The sequence below is a fragment of the Thermus parvatiensis genome, assembly GCF_001535545.1.
GTDB classification, from domain to species: Bacteria; Deinococcota; Deinococci; order Deinococcales; family Thermaceae; genus Thermus; species Thermus parvatiensis.
Genome location: NZ_CP014141.1, coordinates 1244996 through 1263113, shown reverse-complemented (window position 1 = coordinate 1263113; position 18118 = coordinate 1244996). Strand labels below are relative to the sequence as shown.

The 18118-nt window shown below is 68.4% G+C and carries 12 protein-coding genes, 6 pseudogenes and 1 riboswitch; of the genes and pseudogenes, 3 read left to right on the top strand and 15 right to left on the bottom strand.

The features are described 5' to 3' along the window. Positions 1–7: 7 nt before the first annotated feature. Positions 8–1198: a serine hydrolase gene (locus AV541_RS06935; RefSeq protein WP_060384567.1), complete on the top strand. Its 1191-nt coding sequence runs from the start codon at positions 8–10 to the stop codon at positions 1196–1198. On the opposite strand, the gene AV541_RS06930 is transcribed toward AV541_RS06935, so the two are convergent. The 8 genes and pseudogenes from AV541_RS06930 to AV541_RS06895 form a co-directional block, all read right to left on the bottom strand. Continuing rightward, positions 1195–1908: a hypothetical protein gene (locus AV541_RS06930; protein ID WP_060384566.1), complete on the bottom strand. Its 714-nt coding sequence runs from the start codon at positions 1906–1908 to the stop codon at positions 1195–1197. The two genes, AV541_RS06935 and AV541_RS06930, sit on opposite strands and share 4 nt — an antisense overlap. A 51-nt stretch (positions 1909–1959) precedes the next feature. Beyond that, positions 1960–2870 (bottom strand): annotated as a pseudogene (locus AV541_RS06925) (DUF72 domain-containing protein). 9 nt (positions 2871–2879) lie between these two features. Further along, a complete protein-coding gene (gene metX / locus AV541_RS06920; RefSeq protein WP_060384565.1) occupies positions 2880–4022 on the bottom strand; it encodes a homoserine O-acetyltransferase MetX in 1143 nt (380 codons plus the stop codon). After that, a pseudogene (locus AV541_RS06915) lies at positions 4019–5283 on the bottom strand (O-acetylhomoserine aminocarboxypropyltransferase/cysteine synthase family protein). Before AV541_RS06915 ends, metX begins: the two are co-directional and overlap by 4 nt. A 137-nt stretch (positions 5284–5420) precedes the next feature. Beyond that, positions 5421–5557, bottom strand: a riboswitch (SAM riboswitch). Positions 5558–5615: 58 nt separating this feature from the next. Continuing rightward, positions 5616–6026 (bottom strand): SufE family protein, encoded by a 411-nt coding sequence (locus tag AV541_RS06910; protein WP_008632164.1) that lies wholly within the window; start codon positions 6024–6026, stop codon positions 5616–5618. A gap of 9 nt (positions 6027–6035) precedes the next feature. Further along, entirely contained in the window at positions 6036–6740 is a 705-nt protein-coding gene (locus AV541_RS06905; RefSeq protein WP_060384564.1) for an SDR family oxidoreductase, read from the bottom strand. A gap of 1 nt (position 6741) precedes the next feature. Continuing rightward, positions 6742–7831, bottom strand: a pseudogene (locus AV541_RS06900) (zinc-dependent alcohol dehydrogenase). Further along, positions 7828–8888 (bottom strand): annotated as a pseudogene (locus AV541_RS06895) (class II aldolase/adducin family protein). The pseudogenes AV541_RS06900 and AV541_RS06895 overlap by 4 nt, the downstream one beginning before the upstream one ends. Positions 8889–8933: 45 nt before the next feature. On the opposite strand from AV541_RS06895, the pseudogene AV541_RS06890 reads away from it, so the two are divergent. Next, positions 8934–9928 (top strand): annotated as a pseudogene (locus AV541_RS06890) (P1 family peptidase). Positions 9929–9992: 64 nt separating this feature from the next. Next, positions 9993–11534: a S8 family peptidase gene (locus AV541_RS06885; protein ID WP_038035270.1), complete on the top strand. Its 1542-nt coding sequence runs from the start codon at positions 9993–9995 to the stop codon at positions 11532–11534. A gap of 49 nt (positions 11535–11583) precedes the next feature. Here AV541_RS06885 and AV541_RS06880 read toward each other — a convergent pair. The 7 genes and pseudogenes from AV541_RS06880 to AV541_RS06855 all read right to left on the bottom strand — a co-directional run bounded on the left by AV541_RS06880 (position 11584) and on the right by AV541_RS06855 (position 18104). Then, a pseudogene (locus tag AV541_RS06880) lies at positions 11584–12583 on the bottom strand (S1C family serine protease). A gap of 4 nt (positions 12584–12587) precedes the next feature. After that, positions 12588–14975: an endopeptidase La gene (gene lon, locus AV541_RS06875; RefSeq protein ID WP_060384563.1), complete on the bottom strand. Its 2388-nt coding sequence runs from the start codon at positions 14973–14975 to the stop codon at positions 12588–12590. A gap of 58 nt (positions 14976–15033) precedes the next feature. Continuing rightward, positions 15034–15783, bottom strand: coding sequence for an ABC transporter permease (locus AV541_RS06870; RefSeq protein ID WP_060384562.1), 750 nt, complete (start codon positions 15781–15783; stop codon positions 15034–15036). Then, on the bottom strand, positions 15768–16514 hold the full coding sequence (locus AV541_RS06865) for an ABC transporter ATP-binding protein (protein WP_060384561.1): 747 nt from the start codon (positions 16512–16514) through the stop codon (positions 15768–15770). The genes AV541_RS06870 and AV541_RS06865 overlap by 16 nt, the downstream gene beginning before the upstream one ends. Beyond that, a complete protein-coding gene (locus tag AV541_RS12475; protein WP_226980294.1) occupies positions 16507–16662 on the bottom strand; it encodes a hypothetical protein in 156 nt (51 codons plus the stop codon). Before AV541_RS12475 ends, AV541_RS06865 begins: the two co-directional genes overlap by 8 nt. 5 nt (positions 16663–16667) lie before the next feature. Next, entirely contained in the window at positions 16668–17495 is an 828-nt protein-coding gene (locus AV541_RS06860) for an ABC transporter substrate-binding protein (protein ID WP_244880487.1), read from the bottom strand. 87 nt (positions 17496–17582) lie between these two features. After that, the gene (locus AV541_RS06855; RefSeq protein WP_008632177.1) at positions 17583–18104 is read right to left on the bottom strand and encodes a hypothetical protein; all 522 of its coding nucleotides are present in this window, start codon (positions 18102–18104) and stop codon (positions 17583–17585) included. Between the last annotated feature and the right edge of the window lie 14 nt (positions 18105–18118).

The window sequence follows — 18118 nt, the reverse complement described above, 5'->3', positions numbered from 1 at the left end:
TGGAGCCATGAAGGCAAAGAGGGTTTTCTTGGGGCTTCTCGCCCTCCTGGGCGGGCTCGGCGGGGCGGAGGGGCTTGGGGATCCCATGGGGGGGCTGGAACGGGGGGCGGAGGTGCTCCTCCGCCTCTTTACGGAGGAGGTCCGCGAGGAGGCCTTTGCTCCGGGCTTCCTCGCCCAGGTGCCCGCGGCCCAGGTGGCGGCCATCGTGGCCCAGCTGAAGGCCAATCTGGGAGAGCTCAAAGGGGTGCAGCCCCTGGATCCGGAGAGGTACCTCTTGGAGCTTGAGCGGGGGTACGTGCCCGCCCGCATCAGCCTGGACCGGGAAGGGCGCATCGCGGGCCTCTTCTTTGAGCCCCCCATAGCCAAGCTGGGAAGCCTCGAGGAGGCCCTGGAGGCCTTCCGGGCCCTCCCGGGGCGGGTGGGGCTATGGGTGGAGCGGGACGGGAGGCCCGTCTTGGCCCTGGAGGAGGACACGCCTTTGGCCGTGGCCTCGGCCTTCAAGCTTCTGGTCCTCGCCGCCTTGCGCGAGGAGGTGGAGGCGGGGAGGCGGGCGTGGGACGAGGTGGTCCGCCTGGAGGAGGCGTGGAAGAGCCTACCTTCCGGTTTGCTCCAGAGTTGGCCGGAAGGAAGCCCCTTGACCCTCCACACCCTGGCGGCCCTCATGATCTCCCTCTCCGACAACACCGCCACGGACGCCCTCATCGCCCTCCTCGGGCGGGAGCGCCTCGAGGCCCTCTCCCCCCGCAACCGCCCCTTCCTCACCACCAGGGAGGCCTTCGGCCTCGCCGCCCGGGGAAACCGGGACCTCTTGGCGGCCTTCCGCGACGGGGACCTGGAGGCCAAGCGCCAGGCCCTGGAGGCCCTGAGGGCCCGAGGCCTCCCCTCGGTGACGGACCTGCCCTTAGACCCTGGAGACTGGCCGCCCGAGGCGGACTGGCGCTTTACCCCGAGGGAGCTTTGCCGCTGGATGGCGAAGGTGGCGGACCTTCCCCTCATGGGCATCAACCCCGGGGTGGCCGCCTTCGGCTGGGACCGGGTGGCCTACAAGGGGGGCTCGAGGCCCGGGGTGCTGAGCCTGGTCCACAGCCTTTCCCGCGGCGACAACCGCTACTGCGTGGCCTTCGTGTGGAACGGGGAGGAGGTGGACGAGCTCAAGGCCTTCACCCTCTACGGGGGGCTTTTGGACCTCCTTCCCTAAAGCGGATAGGCAAACCCCAGGAGGCTCTTCGCCCCGATCCGTTCCTGTAGGTCCCGGGGCATGGGAGAGAGGCGCGCCTTCTGCAGGGCAAGGTGGGCCTTGAGCCCTTCCTCCAAGGCCCTTCGCCAGGAGGGGGGTGCGGCCTTGCCCAGGTTGAGGTAGGCCCGGACGGGTCTTCCGGCGAAAGCCCGCCCCCAGAACTCCGCGAAGGCGGCGGGAACCTGGCCTTCCGGCACGGGCAAGGGGGGTAGGCGGAGGTGCTCGCCCTCTAGGGCGAAGAGGGCGTGGAAACCCAGGCGCATGACCAACTTTCCTCCCGGGGGAAGCCAGCCTTGGCGTCCTAGGGCCTCGGGGTCGGCGGAGGCCAGGTATAGGCGGCCTTCCCGTTCCATTCGCCGTAGCTCGGCGAGCACGTCCTCCGGCTCCGCCTTGCCGAGGAGCTCCTCGGCCCGTTCGTGCAGGGCCTGGAGGCCCGGGCCGAAGAGGGGGGTGGCGTGGAGGAGGAGGCGTCCTGGGTACCGTTCCCGAAGGGCTTCCGCCAGGGCCAGGTGGGCGCCGAAGGGGGGTCGGGTCATCAAAAGAAGGACGCGGTCGTAAAGGGCGAGAAGCCGCTTGCAGGCCCCTTCTAAACTCTCCTTGATTGGATCCCAGATAAAAGGATCGTTCTCCCTGGAAAGGCCTCCTCTTTCCAAAAGCAAACCCAGCTCCATACAAAGAGGAGTCTAAGCGGCGGTCCAGGGGACAAATGTCCTGGACTCGGCCTAATAAAACGGCCCTTCGGTCCAGGGAGGCTTCCCAAGACCCAGAAGGCGCTTGAGTCCCAAAGCGGCCTCCACCCCCTGGGTGCCGTAGTTGTTGTTGAAGATGACGAAGACCCGTTCGGCCCTTTCCGCCAGGGTGCGGGTGGCCTCGGCCAGGTCCAAAAGCTCCTCCTCGGAGTAGCGCCAGTTGAAGCGCTCGTAGGGCTTCGTGTGGGGGCCCTTCCAGGCCTCGGCGTTCCTCCCGTGGCAGCGGAGAACGGCCACCTCCCGGGTGGGCTCCAAGACCCTGGGCGGGGCCTCGGGGTGGGGCGGGGCGTCCACGCTCACGTGGACGAGCCCGAGGGTTTGGAGCAGGGGCTTCACCCGGTCCCAGGCGGCGTACCACCTGGGGTTGCGGAACTCCACGGCCACGAGGTGGCCTTCGGCCCGCTCCGCCAGGCGCTCCAGGTACCGGAGGTTTCGGGGCGTGGGCCCGGCCCAGGGGGGAGGCCGAAGTGGAGGTAGCCGAGCTTGCCGGCTTCCTTCAGGGGGGCCACTCCTTCCAGGAAGCGCCGCCAGGCCTCCTCCACCACCTCCTTGGGGACCTCCCGCTGGGGGAGGTGGCCCTCCGCCTTGGGGAGGAGGGCCTTGAGGTCCTTGGGGAGGGCGCCAGCCTCCAGCCCGTGCCCGGTAAGGGCGGAGTAGGCTTTGACGTTGAAGAGGAAGCCTTCCGGGGTCCTCTCCGCCCACTTCTGTGCCACCTCGGGGCGGGGGAGGGCGTAGTAGGTGCTGTCCACCTCCACGGTGTCAAAGTGCTTTGCGTAGTAGCGGAGGCGCTTTTCCGGGTGGTTTTTCACCTCGGGGGGGTACCAGCCGGAGGCGAGAAGGGTAGGGTCGGTCCAGCTGGCCGTGCCCACGCGGATCTCCGCCACGGCCCCAGTCTACGGGAGGAAGGCGTCCAGGATCTCCTCCACCTGGTCCGTCTCAATGAGGAAGGCATCGTGCCCGTGGGGGCTTTTGATCTCCCGGTAGCGGGCCCCCGCCAGCCGGGCCGCCTGGCGCACCTCCCAGGCGGGGTAGAGGAGGTCGGTGTCAATCCCTACGAAGAGGGAAGGGATCCCCCGGAGCCGCTTGAGGGCCTCCTCCACCCCGCCCCGGCCCCGGCCCACGTCGTGGGTGTCCATGGCCCGGGAGAGGACCAGGTAGCTTTCCGCGTGGAAGCGCTTTAGGAACTTCTCCCCCTGGTAGTCCAGGTAGGTTTCCCCAAGCTCGGGCTCCGCGCCCCAGCGGGCCTCAAACCCCTCGGGGGCCCGGTAGCTCATCATGGCGATCCCCCGGGCGAGGGCCAGCCCCTTGGGGGCGGGGTTTCCCTTTTGGTACTCCGGGTCTTGCAGGATGGCCTGGCGGGCCAGGTGGTTGAAGGCCCTGGCCCAAGGCCCGTGCCGGGCGGGGGCAGCCAGGACCACGAGCTTCTTGACCCTCTCCGGGTACATGAGGGCGAACTCCAGGGCCACCATCCCCCCGAGGCTTCCCCCGATGACGGTGGCCCTTTCCACCCCCAGGTGGTCCAAAAGCCTCGCCTGGGCCCGGGCCAGGTCGCGGATGGTGAGGGGCGGGAAGTCCCGGCCGTAGGGCCTGCCCGTGCGGGGGTCTAGGGAAAGGGGACCGGTGGAGCCGTAGCAGCTTCCCAGGTGGTTAGCGGAGACCACGTAGTAGAGGGCGGGGTCCAGGATCCGCCCGGGGCCCACGAGGCTATCCCACCACCCCTCCTTCCCGAAGGCCTTTTCCAGGGGGGAGAGGCTTTTAAAGGTTTCCTCGTCGTAGGTGCCTGCCAGGTGGGCGCTTCCCGTGAGGGCGTGGAAGACGAGGACGGCGTTATCCCGCCTGCGGGAAAGCCGCCCGTAGGTCTCAAAGCGGAGGCGCACCTCGGGGAGGTACCCGCCGAGCTCCGTGTAAAACCCCTCCCGCCGGGGGAAGAGGACGGCGGTGCGGGGCTTGGGCGGGGGGATGGAGAGGGGGGAGCGGGGAGGTTTGAGGAGAAGGGCCTCGTGCTCCCCCCAGGCCTCGAGGGCGATCTCGCTCATGCCAACGCCTCCTTGAGCTCGGCCTTTAGGTCTTCCACGTGCTCCAGGCCCACGCTAAGCCGCACCATCTCCGGCGAAACCCCGGCCTGGGCCTGCTCCTCGGGGGAGAGCTGGGAATGGGTGGTGGAGGCCGGGTGGATGGCGAGGGTGCGGGTGTCCCCCACGTTCGCCAGATGGGAGATGAGCTTGAGCCGGGAGATGAAGCGCTTCGCTGCCTCGTACCCACCCTTAAGGCCGAAGGTGAGGACGGCCCCGGGCTTCCCCTTGAAGTACTTTTGGGCGCGGTCGTGGTGGGGGTGGTGGGGAAGCCCCGGGTAGTTTACCCAGGCCACCTGGGGCTGTTCCAGAAGCCAGTGGGCGAGGTGGAGGGTGTTTTCCACGTGGCGCTCGGCCCTTAGGGAGAGGGTCTCCATGCCGAGGAGGACCACCCAAGCCTCAAAGGGCCCCAGGGCCTGCCCCTGGTCGCGGAGGCCGTCCACCCGGGCCTTGACGATGAAGGCGAGCTCCCCGAAGGCCTCGGTGAGCCTCAGGCCGTGGTAGCCGGGCTGGGGCTCGGTGAGGAGGGGGTAGCGGCCATTTTCCCAGGGGAAGTTCCCCCCGTCCACCAGGCCTCCGGCGATTACCGCCCCGTGCCCCCCCACCCACTTGGTGAGGGAGTGGGTGACCAAAGCCGCCCCCCACGCCAGGGGCCTCAGGAGGTAGCCCCCCATGCCGAAGGTGTTGTCCACAATGAGGGCCACCCCCTTTTCCCGGGCGGCCTGGGCCAGGGCCTCGAGGTCGGGGATGTTGAGGGCCGGGTTCCCGATGGACTCCACCCACCAAGCCCGGGTCCTCTCGTCGGTTAGGGCCAAGAACTCCTCAGGGGCCTCCTCCCGGGAGGTGAAGCGCACCTCAATGCCCAGCCTTTTCAGGGTCACCTTGAACTGGTTGAAGGTGCCCCCGTAGAGGTTAGGGGTGGAGACGATGTTGTCCCCCGCCTGGGCCAAGGTGGTGAGGGCCAGGAACTGGGCGGCGTGGCCGCTTGCGGTGGCCAGGGCCGCCTTGCCCCCTCCAGGGCCGCCAGGCGCTTTTCCAGCACGTCCACCGTGGGGTTCATGATGCGGGAGTAGATGTTCCCGAACTCCCTTAGGGCGAAGAGGTTGGCGGCGTGCTCGGGGCTTTTGAAGACGTAGCTCGTGGTGGGGTAGATGGGGACCTGGCGGCTTAGGGTGGTGGGTTCGGGCTCGTAACCGGCGTGGAGCTGGAGGGTCTCAAACCTCATCCTTGGCCTCCTTTCCAAAGTCCCGGCCAGGGGCATTTGGGTCACGCAGGGGCGTAACCTTGAAGGGGCCAAAAAAAGCCCCTTCCCGGCGTCCGTTCTCTCGCCAAGAAGGGGTTGGGCGTGGCGCTTACCCCCCTCTCTTATCGTCCCCGGGCGTTTCCCCCACCCGGGCCGGCGTTGGCACCAGCCCCGCCCGCATCCGGCCATGAAACGGAAGGGGCGGGAGGTTGCCGCGGCTTCACAGGGCCGTACCCTCCACCGCTCTGGATAAGAGAACGGGCTGGTTTTCGCCGCGCCCCGGCGCGGTTAGCCCCAAGTGTAGCCTTTCCGGCTTAGGAGGTCAAGGCCTTGCGCACTTGGGCTTGGAGCCGGAGGAGGGCTGCCTCCAGGCCCCGCAGGCGCAAAGGGGTGAAGAACTCCTCCAGGCCGTAGCCCCGGTAGAAGCCCGGGGGCACCTCGAGGACGGCCTCAGGGCTTTCCCCCTCGAGGCCCTCTCGGAGGAGGCCGGCGAAGGCCTTGACCGTGGGGGCCTCATCGGGGACGTGAAAGTAAAGGCGCACCTTCCCCCCCTCCACGTCGGCGTGAACGAAGAAGGGCGTTTGGCACTCGTGGACCCTCTCCAGCTCCACCCCGGGCGGGGGCGGGGGGACCTTGGCCGCGTACTCCAGGAGCACCTGGGAGCGGAGCTCCTTGGGAAGGCTTTTGAAAAGCTCCAGGGCCTGCTTGAGCTTGGGCGGCACCATGCCTCCACCTTACCGCGGGCCGGACGGGGGCCGGGTGGGCCGGAGCTCAATCTCGCTCACCATGGCGTGCCCGGGCATCTCCAGGGCGAAGAGGACCGCTTGGGCCACGTCCTCGGGCCTTAGCTTCCAGGCCTGGCCTGGGGTGTTCCCGGCGAAGCCGGTGTCCACGGAGCCCGGGAGGACGTTCACCACCCGGATGTTCGCTTCCCGGAGGTCCAGCATGGCGGCCCCGGCGAGGCCCAAAAGGCCGAACTTGCTGGCGTTGTAGGCGGCCCCGCCCTTGAAGGGGTTCTTCCCCGCGAGGCTCCCCACGTTGACGATGGTACCGCCGCCGCGGCGCAGGAGGGCGGGGACGGCGTGGCGGATGCCGAGGAAGGCCCCCGTGAGGTTGGTGTCCAGCACGAGCCGCCACTCCTCCAGGGTGAGCTCGTGGACGGGCTTCATCACCCCGACCCCGGCGTTGTTCACCAGGGCGCTAAGCTCCCCGAAGGCCTCCTCCATGGCGGCCACGGCCCGGGCCCAGTCCCCCTCCTCCCGGACGTCCCCGGGAAGGGGTAGGGCCCCCTCCAGCTCGGCGGCGAGGGCCTGGAGCCTCTTTTCGTCCCGGGCCATGAGGCCCACCCGGTACCCCTTGGCGTGGAGGAGGCGGGCGGTGGCCTCGCCGATGCCGCGGCTCGCTCCCGTGATGAGGACGGCGCCCTTCATGCCCTCCATCCTACCCTTTGGGCCGGAAGAGGGCCTTCCCCTTCGCCACAAGGGCCTCGGGCCAGGCCTCCAGGGGGTAGACGCCCCCCACCAGGCTTTCCAGGCCCTCTAGCTCCGGGAGAAGCCCCACCGCCTCCCGGAACTCCTCCCGGGTGTAGGTGTAGCTCCCCCAAAGGGCCACCTCCTTGAACCAGAAGGGGGAGAGGTCCACAACCTCAAGCCCCGGCGCCCCCAGGAGGAGCACCTTCCCTCCTTCCCGGGCGAGGGCGAGGGCCTCCCGGAAGCCCCGGCCGCTTCCCGAGGCCTCCACCACCGCCTCGTACCCGCCCCTATGGCCCTCAAAGAGGAGGTAGCGGTAGCGCCGGGCCCGCGCCAAAAGGGCCTCCTTCGCGCTCCCGTAGACCCCGTCTGCCCCGAAGGCCTTGGCCCTTTCCGCCTGGTGGGCGTACTTGGCCACGGCGAGAAGCCTCCCCCCGTAGCCCAGGGCCCTTAGGAGCCTGACCGCCAGGAGGCCGATCGTGCCCATCCCTAGGACCAGGACCTCCTCAGGCCAGGGCTTGAGTTTGTTTAAGCCCCTTAGGACCACCGCCAGGGGCTCGGCGAAGACGGCCCTTTCCTCGGGGACCCCTGGGGGGATGGGGTAAAGCCGTTCGGGGCGGGCCAGAACCCACTCCCCCACCCCCCGGGGAGGTCCCGGTTGTAGCCCAGCATCCCCGGGGCCAGGCTCCCTTCCGCCACGTTCTGGCAAAGCCCCTCCTCCCCCTCCTGGCACCTAGGGCAGGGGGGAGGCCGCGGTCAGCGCAGGCGAGGAGGGGGTTTACTGCCACCAGGCTCCCCTCGTACTCCCCCAGGATCTCGTGGCCCAAGACGGCGGGGAAGGAGAAGAAGGGGCTGATGGCAGGGGGGCTTTTGCCGTAGAGGAGGGCGAGGTCCGAACCGCAGACCCCGCTTAGGCGCACCCGGACCCGCAGGAACCCTTCCCGCTCGGGAAGAGGCACTTCCTTTAGGGCCAGGGGCAAAAGCCCCTTGGGAAAGCGCTTTTCCAGCGCCCTGGCGGCGAAGAAGCGGGGGAGGGATGGGGTGTAGAGGAGGGCCTTCATACCATGGGCACGGTGCGGATGAGCTTGCCCTCTATGCGCTCCAGGATCTCGTCCAGGCTTCTTCCGGTGATGGTGAGGCCGTGGTTCTTGAGCCCCACCACGGCCCGGGCGGGGTCGGGGGCCTCCCTCACCTTCTCCGCCACCGCCTGGGCGAGCTCGTAGGTGCCGCAGGGGTAGTTGAAGGCGGTGGCGGGCACGCCCTCCATCCAGGCGTGCACGTGGAGGATGGCCCCCACCTCGGGGTGCTCCCGGTAGATCATCCAGTGCTCAATGGCGTCCACGCTCACCCGCCTCGGCTCCACATGGGGAGGGACGGAGAGGAGGATGGCGTTTCGCTCGGGGTCGTAGTCCTTGACCATGAGGATGTCCCGGCCGATCTCCCGGAGGTTCGCCTTGTCCACCCCGCTTGCCGACATCCAGAAGCGTTTCTCGTCCTTGCGCACGGAGAGGTTTCCGTAGGAGAGCCCCCCGATGCCGTAGAGCCTTTTCACGTGCCTCAGGTCCTCGGGGGGAGGATCTCCTCAATGGGGAAGGGGGCGGGGAGGAGGTCCCACTCCTTGAGCTTCTTCCCTGCCCGGTACATGCTCTCCGTGAGCTCGTCCCCCTGCCAGAGCTCGGGCTCGAGGTCCGGCTCAAAGATGTTGTTGATGACGAGGCGGCTGCAGGCGATGGGCCTTAGGCGCGCCGCCACCCGCTCGTAGAACCCCTCGCCCTCGGGCTCCCCGTAGTGGCCGAGCTCCAGGGTGAGGAACTTGACGCCCTGGCCCGGCACGTAGGCCAAGAGGACGTTGGAAAGCGCCCGGACCAGGTAGGGGTAAAGCTCCCGCAGGGGGTCTTGGGGAAACTCGGGAAGCTCCAGGACCGAGGCCACGAAGGTGGCCTGGGCCCTGCGGCGGTAGGGCCTTGGGTTTTCCGGGGTGATGGCGTTGAGGACGAGGTTCGGGGCTTCGGACTCGGGGTTATAGCGGAAGCCTTGGGCCTCGAGGGCCTTTCCGACGCCCTCCAGAAAAGGCTTGAGCCTGGGCGTGGGTTCGCCGTGGATGAGGTATTCCCACATGCTGCCCTCCTTGTCCTGGCCCCTAGCCTACCCCATACTGGGGCCATGGCGGAAGCCTTGTGGGGAAAGGAGGCCTTGCTTCCCGGGCTTAGGGTGGGCCACTTCACGGACCGGGAGGCCCTCACCGGGTGCACCGTGGTCCTGGCGGAAGAGGGGGCGGTGGCGGCGGTGGACGTGCGGGGGGCGGCCCCGGGGACCCGGGAGACGGACCTCCTTGCCCCCGAGAACACCGTGGAGCGGGTCCAGGCGGTCCTCCTCACCGGGGGAAGCGCCTTGGGCCTTGCCGCCGCAGACGGGGTGGTGCGCTACCTCCGGGAGCGGGGAAAGGGCTTCCCCACGCCCGCGGGCGTGGTGCCCATCGTGCCCGCCGCGGTGCTTTACGACCTGGGGCGGGGCCAGGCCTTCCGGCCCCCGGGCCCGGAGGCGGGGTATGGAGCCTGTCTCGCCGCAGGAAGCGAGGTGGCCGAGGGGAGCGTGGGGGCGGGCACGGGGGCCGTGGCGGGCGGGGTGAAGGGCGGGGTGGGCCTTGCGGGCTACCTCCTGGAGGAGGGCTTTAGGGTCATGGCCCTCGCCGCGGTGAATAGCCTCGGCCGCCCCTTTGACCCCCTCACGGGGAGGCTCTACGCCGAGGGCCTCCTCGCCCCGGAGGAGCGGGCGCTTCTCCCCGACCTCTCCCGCTACCGGGGAAGCCCCGAGGACTATCGCTTTCCCTTCCTCCTCGGCCAGAACACCACCCTGGCGGTGGTGGCCACGGACGCCCCCCTCACCAAGGCCCAGGCCAAAAGGCTCGCCATCATGGCCCAAGACGGCCTCGCCCGGGCCCTCCGCCCCGCCCACACCCCTTTGGACGGGGACCTGGTCTTCGCCCTGGCCCTGGGGGACGGAAGGGGGTGGACCCCATGACCCTCCTCCGCCTTGGGGCCTACGCCGCTGACGCCCTCGCCCGGGCCATCGCCCGGGGGGTGCTCTTGGCGGAGGGGGTGCCGGGGGTGCCCGCCTACAGGGAGCTTGTGCATAAAGGTGGAGAAATAACCGAATAAAATTTTTCTTGATTCTTGGTCATCCTTGTGATAGATTAACCTCGCTCAAACCACGGAGGATCGTATGAGGAAAACTTATTGGCTGGTAGGGCTTTTCTCGGCTCTCCTTTTGGGCGCTTGCCAAATGTCTTCCAAGCCTAATCCAACCCCTACCTTGGCTGAGGCCTTCTGGCCTAAGGAAGCCCCCGTCTATGGCTTGGATGACCCTGAAGCTATCCCGGGCCGGTACATTGTGGTTTTTAAAAAGGGAAAGGGTCAGTCTCTGCTCCAAGGTGGAATCACAACCTTGCAGGCACGGCTGGCTCCTCAGGGGGTGGCGGTGACCCAGGCCTACACGGGTGCTCTCCGGGGATTTGCGGCGGTGATGGCACCCCAGGCCTTAGAGGTCTTAAGGCAGGATCCTGACGTGGAATTCATAGAGGCGGACAAGGTGGTGCGGGCTTGGGCTACCCAGAGCCCCGCGCCTTGGGGTCTGGACCGGATTGACCAACGGGACCTTCCCCTTTCCAACAGCTACACCTACACCGCTACGGGAAGAGGGGTGAACGTCTATGTGATTGACACCGGAATTCGCACGACCCACCAGGAGTTCGGCGGCCGTGCCCGAGTGGGTTATGACGCCTTCGGAGGAAACGGCCAGGATTGTAACGGCCACGGCACCCATGTGGCAGGGACGATCGGCGGGGTGACCTATGGGGTAGCCAAGGCGGCCAACCTCTACGCTGTGCGCGTCTTGGACTGCAACGGTTCTGGCTCTACCTCTGGGGTCATCGCTGGGGTGGACTGGGTCACGCAGAACCACCGCAAGCCGGCCGTCGCCAACATGAGCCTAGGGGGTGGAGCCTCCACAGCCTTAGACAACGCCGTGAAGAACTCCATCGCCGCGGGGGTGGTTTACACTGTGGCCGCGGGGAACGACAACGCCAACGCCTGCAACTACTCCCCAGCCCGGGTGGCCGAGGCCCTCACCGTGGGCGCCACCACATCTTCCGATACCCGGGCCAGCTTCTCCAACTACGGTAGTTGCGTGGACCTCTTCGCCCCAGGGGCCTCCATCCCCTCGGCCTGGTACACCTCGGACACCGCCACCCAGACCCTCAGCGGTACCTCCATGGCCACCCCCCACGTGGCCGGGGTGGCTGCCTTGTATCTAGAGCAAAACCCTTCGGCCACACCGGCCGCCGTTGCTAGCGCTATCCTCAACGGAGCCACTACGGGGCGGCTTTCGGGGATCGGTTCGGGGTCTCCTAACCGCCTCCTTTACTCCCTGCTCTCCTCGGGGGGTGGTTCCACAGCCCCATGTACCGACTGCAGCTATTACACGGGCAGCCTTTCCGGTCCCGACGACTATGACTTCCAACCCAACGGCACTTATTACTACAGCTCTGGAGGTACCCAGAGGGCCTGGCTTAAGGGCCCTGCCGGGACGGACTTTGACCTCTACCTCTGGCGTTGGAACGGCTCCCGTTGGGTGACCGTGGCCAGCTCTACGGGGCCTACTTCGGAGGAAAGCATCAGCTATAGCGGAACCGCTGGCTACTACGTCTGGCGCATCTACGCCTATAGCGGCTCTGGGACGTACGAGTTTTGGCTCCAGCGCCCCTAGGTCAAGGGGTTCTGCCTCCCCTAGGAAGCACCTGGGGGAGGTTTTTCCTTTAGCGCCCGGGGAAGGGGGCGAGGACCACCTCCACCGGGAAGACCTGGCCTCTCCGCCGCACCGTGAGCTGGACCCTGTCCCCCACCCTGTAGCGGCGCACCTCCCGGAGGAGGTCCTCAAAGGCGTTCACGGGGACGCCGTTGACCTCCAGGATCACGTCGGGGACGCCGCCCGACTCCACCCCTCTAAGCCCCGCCCTGTGGGCCGCCCCGCCCGGGACCACCTCGCCCACCAGGACCCCGCCCGGGGTAGGCTAAGCTCCCGGGCAAGCTCCGGGGTGAGCCCCCTGGGCCCCCTCAGGCCCAGGTAGGGCCAGGACTCCTCGAGGCCCGCCCGGAGGGCCTCCAGGGTCCTCTCCCAGCCGAAGAAGGGGGTGAAGTAGCCGCGGAAGCCCTCCTCCGTGGCCCCGATGGCCACGGCCACACCCAGGACCCTCCCCTCCCGGTTGAGGACGGGCCCCCCGAGTCCCCGGGGGCGAGGGGGAGGGAGGTTTCCACAAGGCCTTGGGGGAGGAAGGGGGAGGGGGAGGCCTCGAGGCGGAGGACGCGGCCGTACCTCGGGGCGAGGAACTCGCCCCGGCCGTTCCCGATGTGGAGGACGGCTTCCCCAGGGCGGGGAGGGGTGAGGGGGCCCAGGGGGAGGGCCCTTGGGCCTTCCCCTTCCGCCTTCAGGTAGGCCAGGTCCCGGGGTTCGGAGAAGCCCACGACCCGGGCCTCGAGGCGCGTCCCCGCGGCGGTGTAGAGGACGACCTCCCGCTTTCCGGCCACCACGTGGTAGGCGGTGAGGGCCTCGTCCTTGCCCACGAAAAAGCCCGTGCCCCGGGGGCCTTCCGCCACCTCCACCCGGAAGACGGCGGGGTGGGCCTCCCGGTAGACCCGCTCCAGGGCCTCGCCCTCCGCCCCGGCGGGGAGGGTCCAGAAGACCCCAGGGGTAGCCCGCCAGGCGAGGAGGGCCGCGAGGAGGAGAAGCCCGAGGAGGCCTAGCCGGAGCCGGGCCACGGTCCTAAGCGCCCATGCCGGGCTGGGGGCGGTCCGGCTGGACCGCCGGGGGCGGGGGAGGGGGGAGGAGGAGGAGCTTCAGGACCTCGCCCACCTCCTCCACGAAGTGGATCTCCAGGTCCTTGAGGATCTCCTCGGGTACCTCCTTGAGCTCGGCGGCGTTCTCCTTGGGGAGAATGACCCGGTGGATCCCCGCCTGGTGGGCGGCGAGGAGCTTTTCCTTCACCCCGCCGATGGGGAGGACCCTGCCCCTTAAGGTGATCTCCCCGGTCATGGCGATGTCCATGCGCACGGGCCTTCCGGTGAGGGCGCTTGCCAGGGCGGTGGCGATGGTGATCCCCGCCGAGGGGCCGTCTTTGGGGGTGGCGCCCTCGGGGACGTGGATGTGGAGATCGTAGTCCTTGTGGAAGCCCTCCGGGAGCCCCCACTCCTCCCGGTGGGCCCGGAGGTAGGTGAGGGCGGCGTGGGCCGACTCCTTCATGACCTCCCCCAGGTTCCCGGTGAGGTTCACCTTGCCCGTGCCGGGGACGGCCACGGCCTCAATGGTGAGGAGGGTGCCCCCGTAGGGGGTCCAGGCCAGGCCCTGGGCCGCCCCCACCTGGGGCTCCTTCTCCGCCCGGTCGGGGCGGTACTTGGGGACGCCCAGGTAGGCCTCGAGGTCCTCGGCGTCCACCACCCTGACCCCTTCCCAGGGCCTTTCCAGGTAGTCCTTGGCGGCCTTCCGGGCCACCTTGGAAAGCTCCCGGTCCAGGTTGCGCACCCCGGCCTCCCGGGTGTACTCCTGGACGATGCGGTCTATGGCCCGGTCGGTGATCTCCAGCCTCCCTTCAAGCCCCGCCTCCTTCACCTGGAAGGGCCAGCGGAAGTGGCGGGCGATGGCGCGCTTCTCGGGCAAGGTGTAGCCGGGGATCTCAATGACCTCCATCCGGTCCAGAAGGGGCCTCGGGATGGTGGAGAGGGTGTTGGCCGTGGTGATGAAGAAGACCTTGGAGAGGTCGTAGGGCACGTCCAGGTAGTGGTCGGTGAAGGTGTGGTTCTGCTCGGGGTCCAAGACCTCGAGGAGGGCCGCCGCCGGGTCACCCCGCCAGTCGGAGGAGAGCTTGTCGATCTCGTCCAGGAGGAAGACGGGGTTCACCACCCCCACCTGCTTCATCCCCTGGATGATCTTGCCGGGAAGGGCCCCAATGTAGGTGCGGCGGTGGCCCCGGATCTCCGCCTCGTCCCGCACACCCCCCAGGGAGATGCGGTGGAAGCGGCGGTTCATGCTCCGGGCGATGCTCTTGCCCAGGGAGGTCTTGCCCACCCCCGGAGGCCCCACGAAGCAGAGGATGGGGGCGTGCCCCCTCACCTCCTTTTCCTTGGTGAGCTGGCGCACCGCCAGGTACTCCAGGATGCGCTCCTTGACGTCCTTCAGGCCGTAGTGGTCCTCGTCCAGGACCCGCTTGGTCACGGAGATGTCCAGCACCTCGGGGTCGGCCTCGGTCCAGGGGACCTCTAGGAGCCAGTCCAGGTAGGTGCGGCTCACCGTGGCCTCGGGGGAGCCGGGCTGCATGCGCTCCAGGCGCTTGAGCTCCTTGAGGGCCTTTTCCTTCACGGGCTCGGGCATGCCCTTCTTCTCAATGCGCTCGCGGAGCTCCTCAATCTCCGTGAGGAAGTCCTCCCCGCCCCCGAGCTCCTTCTGGATGGCCTTCATCTGTTCCCGGAGGTAGTACTCCCTCTGGTTCTGGTCCATCTGCTCCTTGACCCGGGCGGCGATCTTCTTGTCCAGCTCAAAGCGCTCCAGGTCGCGGAGGAGCAGGGCCAGCACCCGCTTCAGGCGCTCCTCCACCTCCGGGGTCTCCAGGATGGTCTGCTTCTCCTCCAGGGTCCAGGTGGCGTGATGGGCCACGAGGTCCGCCAGGATGGCGGGGTCCCGGGTGCTCTTGACCGCCTCCTGCTGGTAGCGGTCCAGGCGCAGGGTCTTGTGGTTCTGCAGGTAGCGCTCAAAGGCCTCCTGGACCTCGTTCACCAGGACCCGGGCGAGCTCGGGATCCTTTAGGGGAGGCTCGGGGATGGCCTCGCCCACGGCCCTGAGGTAGGGGGCGGCCACGTAGGAGAGGAGCCGGGCCCGGCTTCTCGCCTCCACCATAACCTGGAGGGTGCCGTCCGGCAGGCGCATGGCCTGCTTGACCACGGCCAGGGTGCCCACGGCGTAAAGGTCCTCCGGGGCGGGGTCGTCCACCTCCGGGTCCTTCTGGGTCACCAAGAAGAGGAGCCGGTCGGCGGAGAGGGCCTCCTCCACCGCCCGCTTGCTCTTGAGGCGCCCCACGTCCACCCCGGTGGTGGTGTGGGGGAGGACCACGGTGTTCCGAAGAGGGAGCACGGGGAGTTCTAGGCGCAGAAAGTCCTTCATCTGTCCCTATGATACCCCCCTTTCAGGAAACAAAGGCACCCCGGGGCACAATAGGCGCTCAGGCCTTGACCGGGGACTGCGGCCGCCAGCGGAGGAGCCGGGCCTCGAGGCGGCCAAAGAGATAAAAGAGAAGAAGGACGAAAAGGACCACCAGGGCGATGAGGGCCAGGGAAAGCCGGGCGTTGTAGGTGCTTTGGGCGAAGGAGAGGAGGTAGCCGAGGCCCCGGCTCGCCGCCACGAACTCCCCCACCACCGCCCCCGTGAAGGCGAAGCCCACCGCCACCTTTAGGGAGGAGAGCACCCAGGCGGTGAGGGAAGGGAGGTAGACCTCCTTTAGAAGCCAGTACCTTCCCCCGCCCAGGGTGCGGACCCGCTCCAAAAGCCTAGGGTCCACCTCCTTGACCCCGCCGTACACGGCGAAGAACATGAGGACCGAAACCAGCACGAGGCTTAGGGCCACCTTAGAGGCCAGGCCGATGCCGAGCCAGATGACGAAGAGGGGGGCGAGGATCACCCGGGGAATGGCGTTCAAGAGGAGCATGATGGGCTCCAAAAGGTCGGAGAAGAAGGGGCTGAGGGCGGCAAGAAGCCCAAGCGCCCCTCCTAGGAAAACGCCCCAGAAAAGGCCCAGAAGGGCGGCGGTGAAGGTGGCCTGGAGGTGGGGCCAGACCTCGCCCGTGGCGAAGAGGTCCCAAAGGGTCAGGAGGACCTGGTGGGGCGGAGGGGCGTAGAGGGGGTTCACAAGCCCCAAGAAGGCCAGGGCCTCCCAAAGGAGGAGAAGGGCGAAAAGGTTTAGGGCGCGGCGCATAAGGACACCCCCTCGAGGTCCTGCCAAAGCTTCCGGAAAAGGGGCCCGAACCTGGGGTCGGCCTTCACCGCCACCGGATCCCGGGGCCTGGGGAAGGGGACGGAGTAAACCTGGGCGATCCGGGCCCTGGGGCCTTTGGAAAGGAGGTAGACCCGGTCGGAAAGGGCAAGGGCCTCCTCTAGGTCGTGGGTGACGAGGAGAACCGCGATCCCTTCCCCTTCCACCTGGGCCAGGAGATCGCGGGTGATCTGGGTCCTGAGGATGGCGTCCAGGCTGGAAAAGGGCTCGTCCATGAGGAGGAGCCTGGGCCTCAGGGCCAGGACCTGGGCCAGGGCCACCCGCTTCCGCTGTCCCCCGGAGAGCTGGTGGGGGTAGCGGTCCCCAAAGCCCGCAAGGCCAAGCCGCTTGAGCCAGCTCTCGGCCTCCTCCAGGGCCTTCCTCTTGGGCATCCCCCGGATCCTTAGGCCCAGGGCCACGTTCTCCCGGGCGGTGCGCCAGGGAAGGAGGGCGTCCTCCTGGAAGAGGAAGCCCAGGGCCTCCGGGGGAAAGCCCCGCCGGATCTCCCCTGCCCAGGGGCTAAGGAGGCCCGCCACCGCCCTAAGCAGGGTGCTCTTGCCGCTTCCCGAGGGGCCCACCAGGCTCACGAACTCCCCCGCTTCCACCCGGAGGTCCACGCCCTCTAAGGCGGGCACGGCCCCGTAGCCCAAGGTGAGGCCTAGAACCTCAAGCACCCAAAACCTCCAGGTCCAGAAGCCCCTCCAGGCGGAAGGAGGGAGGGAGGAGGCCGGCCTCCTGCTGGCTTTCCACCACCCGGCGGGCGGCCTCGAGGTCAATGCGGACGTCCTCGGGATAGAGGTCCTTGCGGTAGCGCTGGATCACCGCCTTCAGCCTCTCCTCGTCCCCCCGGCGATGAGGGCCTTGGGGAGGGTGTCGGCGATGAGGCGGGCGTCGGCGGCGTGGATGAAGCGGAGGGCCTTGGCCAAGGCCCGGGAGAGGGCCCGCATCTCCTCCAGGCGCTCCTGGCGTTCCTCCCGCCGCACCGCCACCCCCATGAACTCGTAAGGCCCGCCCAGATAGGTCCGGGCCTGCCTCAGGTCCATGAGGTTCACGAGCTCCCTTCCCCCGGCCTCCTTGAGGAGGGAGAGGGCGGGCTCCTGGACCATCCCCGCCTCCACGTGCCCCGCCTTCAAGGCCTCGTAGAGGTTGGGGCCGAGGGTGGCGTACTGGACGCGCTTAGGGTCCACTCCCGCCTTCTTGAGGAGGTAGACGAGGAGCACGTGGTCGGCGTTCCCCAGGGCGGAGACGCCTACGGTTTTGCCCTCGAGGTCCCGCACGCTTTTCACCGGGCTCTTGGGCCCCGCCGCCAGGGCAAAGAGGGGAAGCCTCCCCGTGGAGGCGAAGCGGAGGATGGGGGCCCCCCGGTGGTAGGCCTGGAGGGCGGCGTCCAGGCTGGTGGCGGCGTAGTCCACCGCCTTGCCCACCAAAAACTGCAGGGCCTGGCTTCCCCCTCGGGCGTAGACGAGCTCCACCTCGAGGCCCTCCTCGGCGAAGTACCCGCGCCTTTGGGCCACCTCGTAGGGGACGATGCAAAGGAGCTGGGAGCAGAAGGCCAGGCGCAGCTTCTTCCTGCCCCTTTGCCCCAAAGCCACGCCCCCTAGGGCGAGCCCCGCGATGCCTTGGATGACCTCCCGGCGGTCCACGCAGCAGCTCATGCCCCTATCCTTTACCCCTAAGCCTTATATTGTCAAGGGTATGCCATCCTTTCGCCGCGCCGCTTCCGGTGCCCACCCGGGGTAGCGCTAGAGGCCCACGGTGACCCGGGCCTTGAGCTCCTCCAGCCGGATCTCGCCGAGCCCCGGGGGAAGGGCGCCTTTCACGCGGAGGCCGAACCAGAGCTTCCCCTGGCGCACCCCCTGGGTCAGGGTCTCCCCCTCTAGGGCGAAGGGGGCCTGGTCGCCGCCCTGGAAGGCGATCTCCCCAAGCCCTTCCCCGGCGCTCGCTTCCGGGCAGAGGACGAGGTCCCCTAGGGAATAGCACCCCGGGTCCTCGCGCGGGTCCTGGAGCCTTCCGTACACCGCGAGGGTCGCGTCCAGGGGTACGTCGGCCACGGCCCGGCCCTCGAGCCGCACCCCCCGCACCACGTCCACCGGGGGAGGATTGAAGGTCTGGGGGTCCTTGGGGAAGACCACGTAGGCGTCCCCGGGAAAGGGGCTTGTGGAGGGCAGGCCGCTCAGGTTCAGGGTCATGGAGCCCAGGTCCACGGTGAGGGTGTAGCTGCAGGCAGCAAGGAGGAGGGCCAGAGGGAAAAGCAGGCGGCGCATGGGGAAAGTCTATC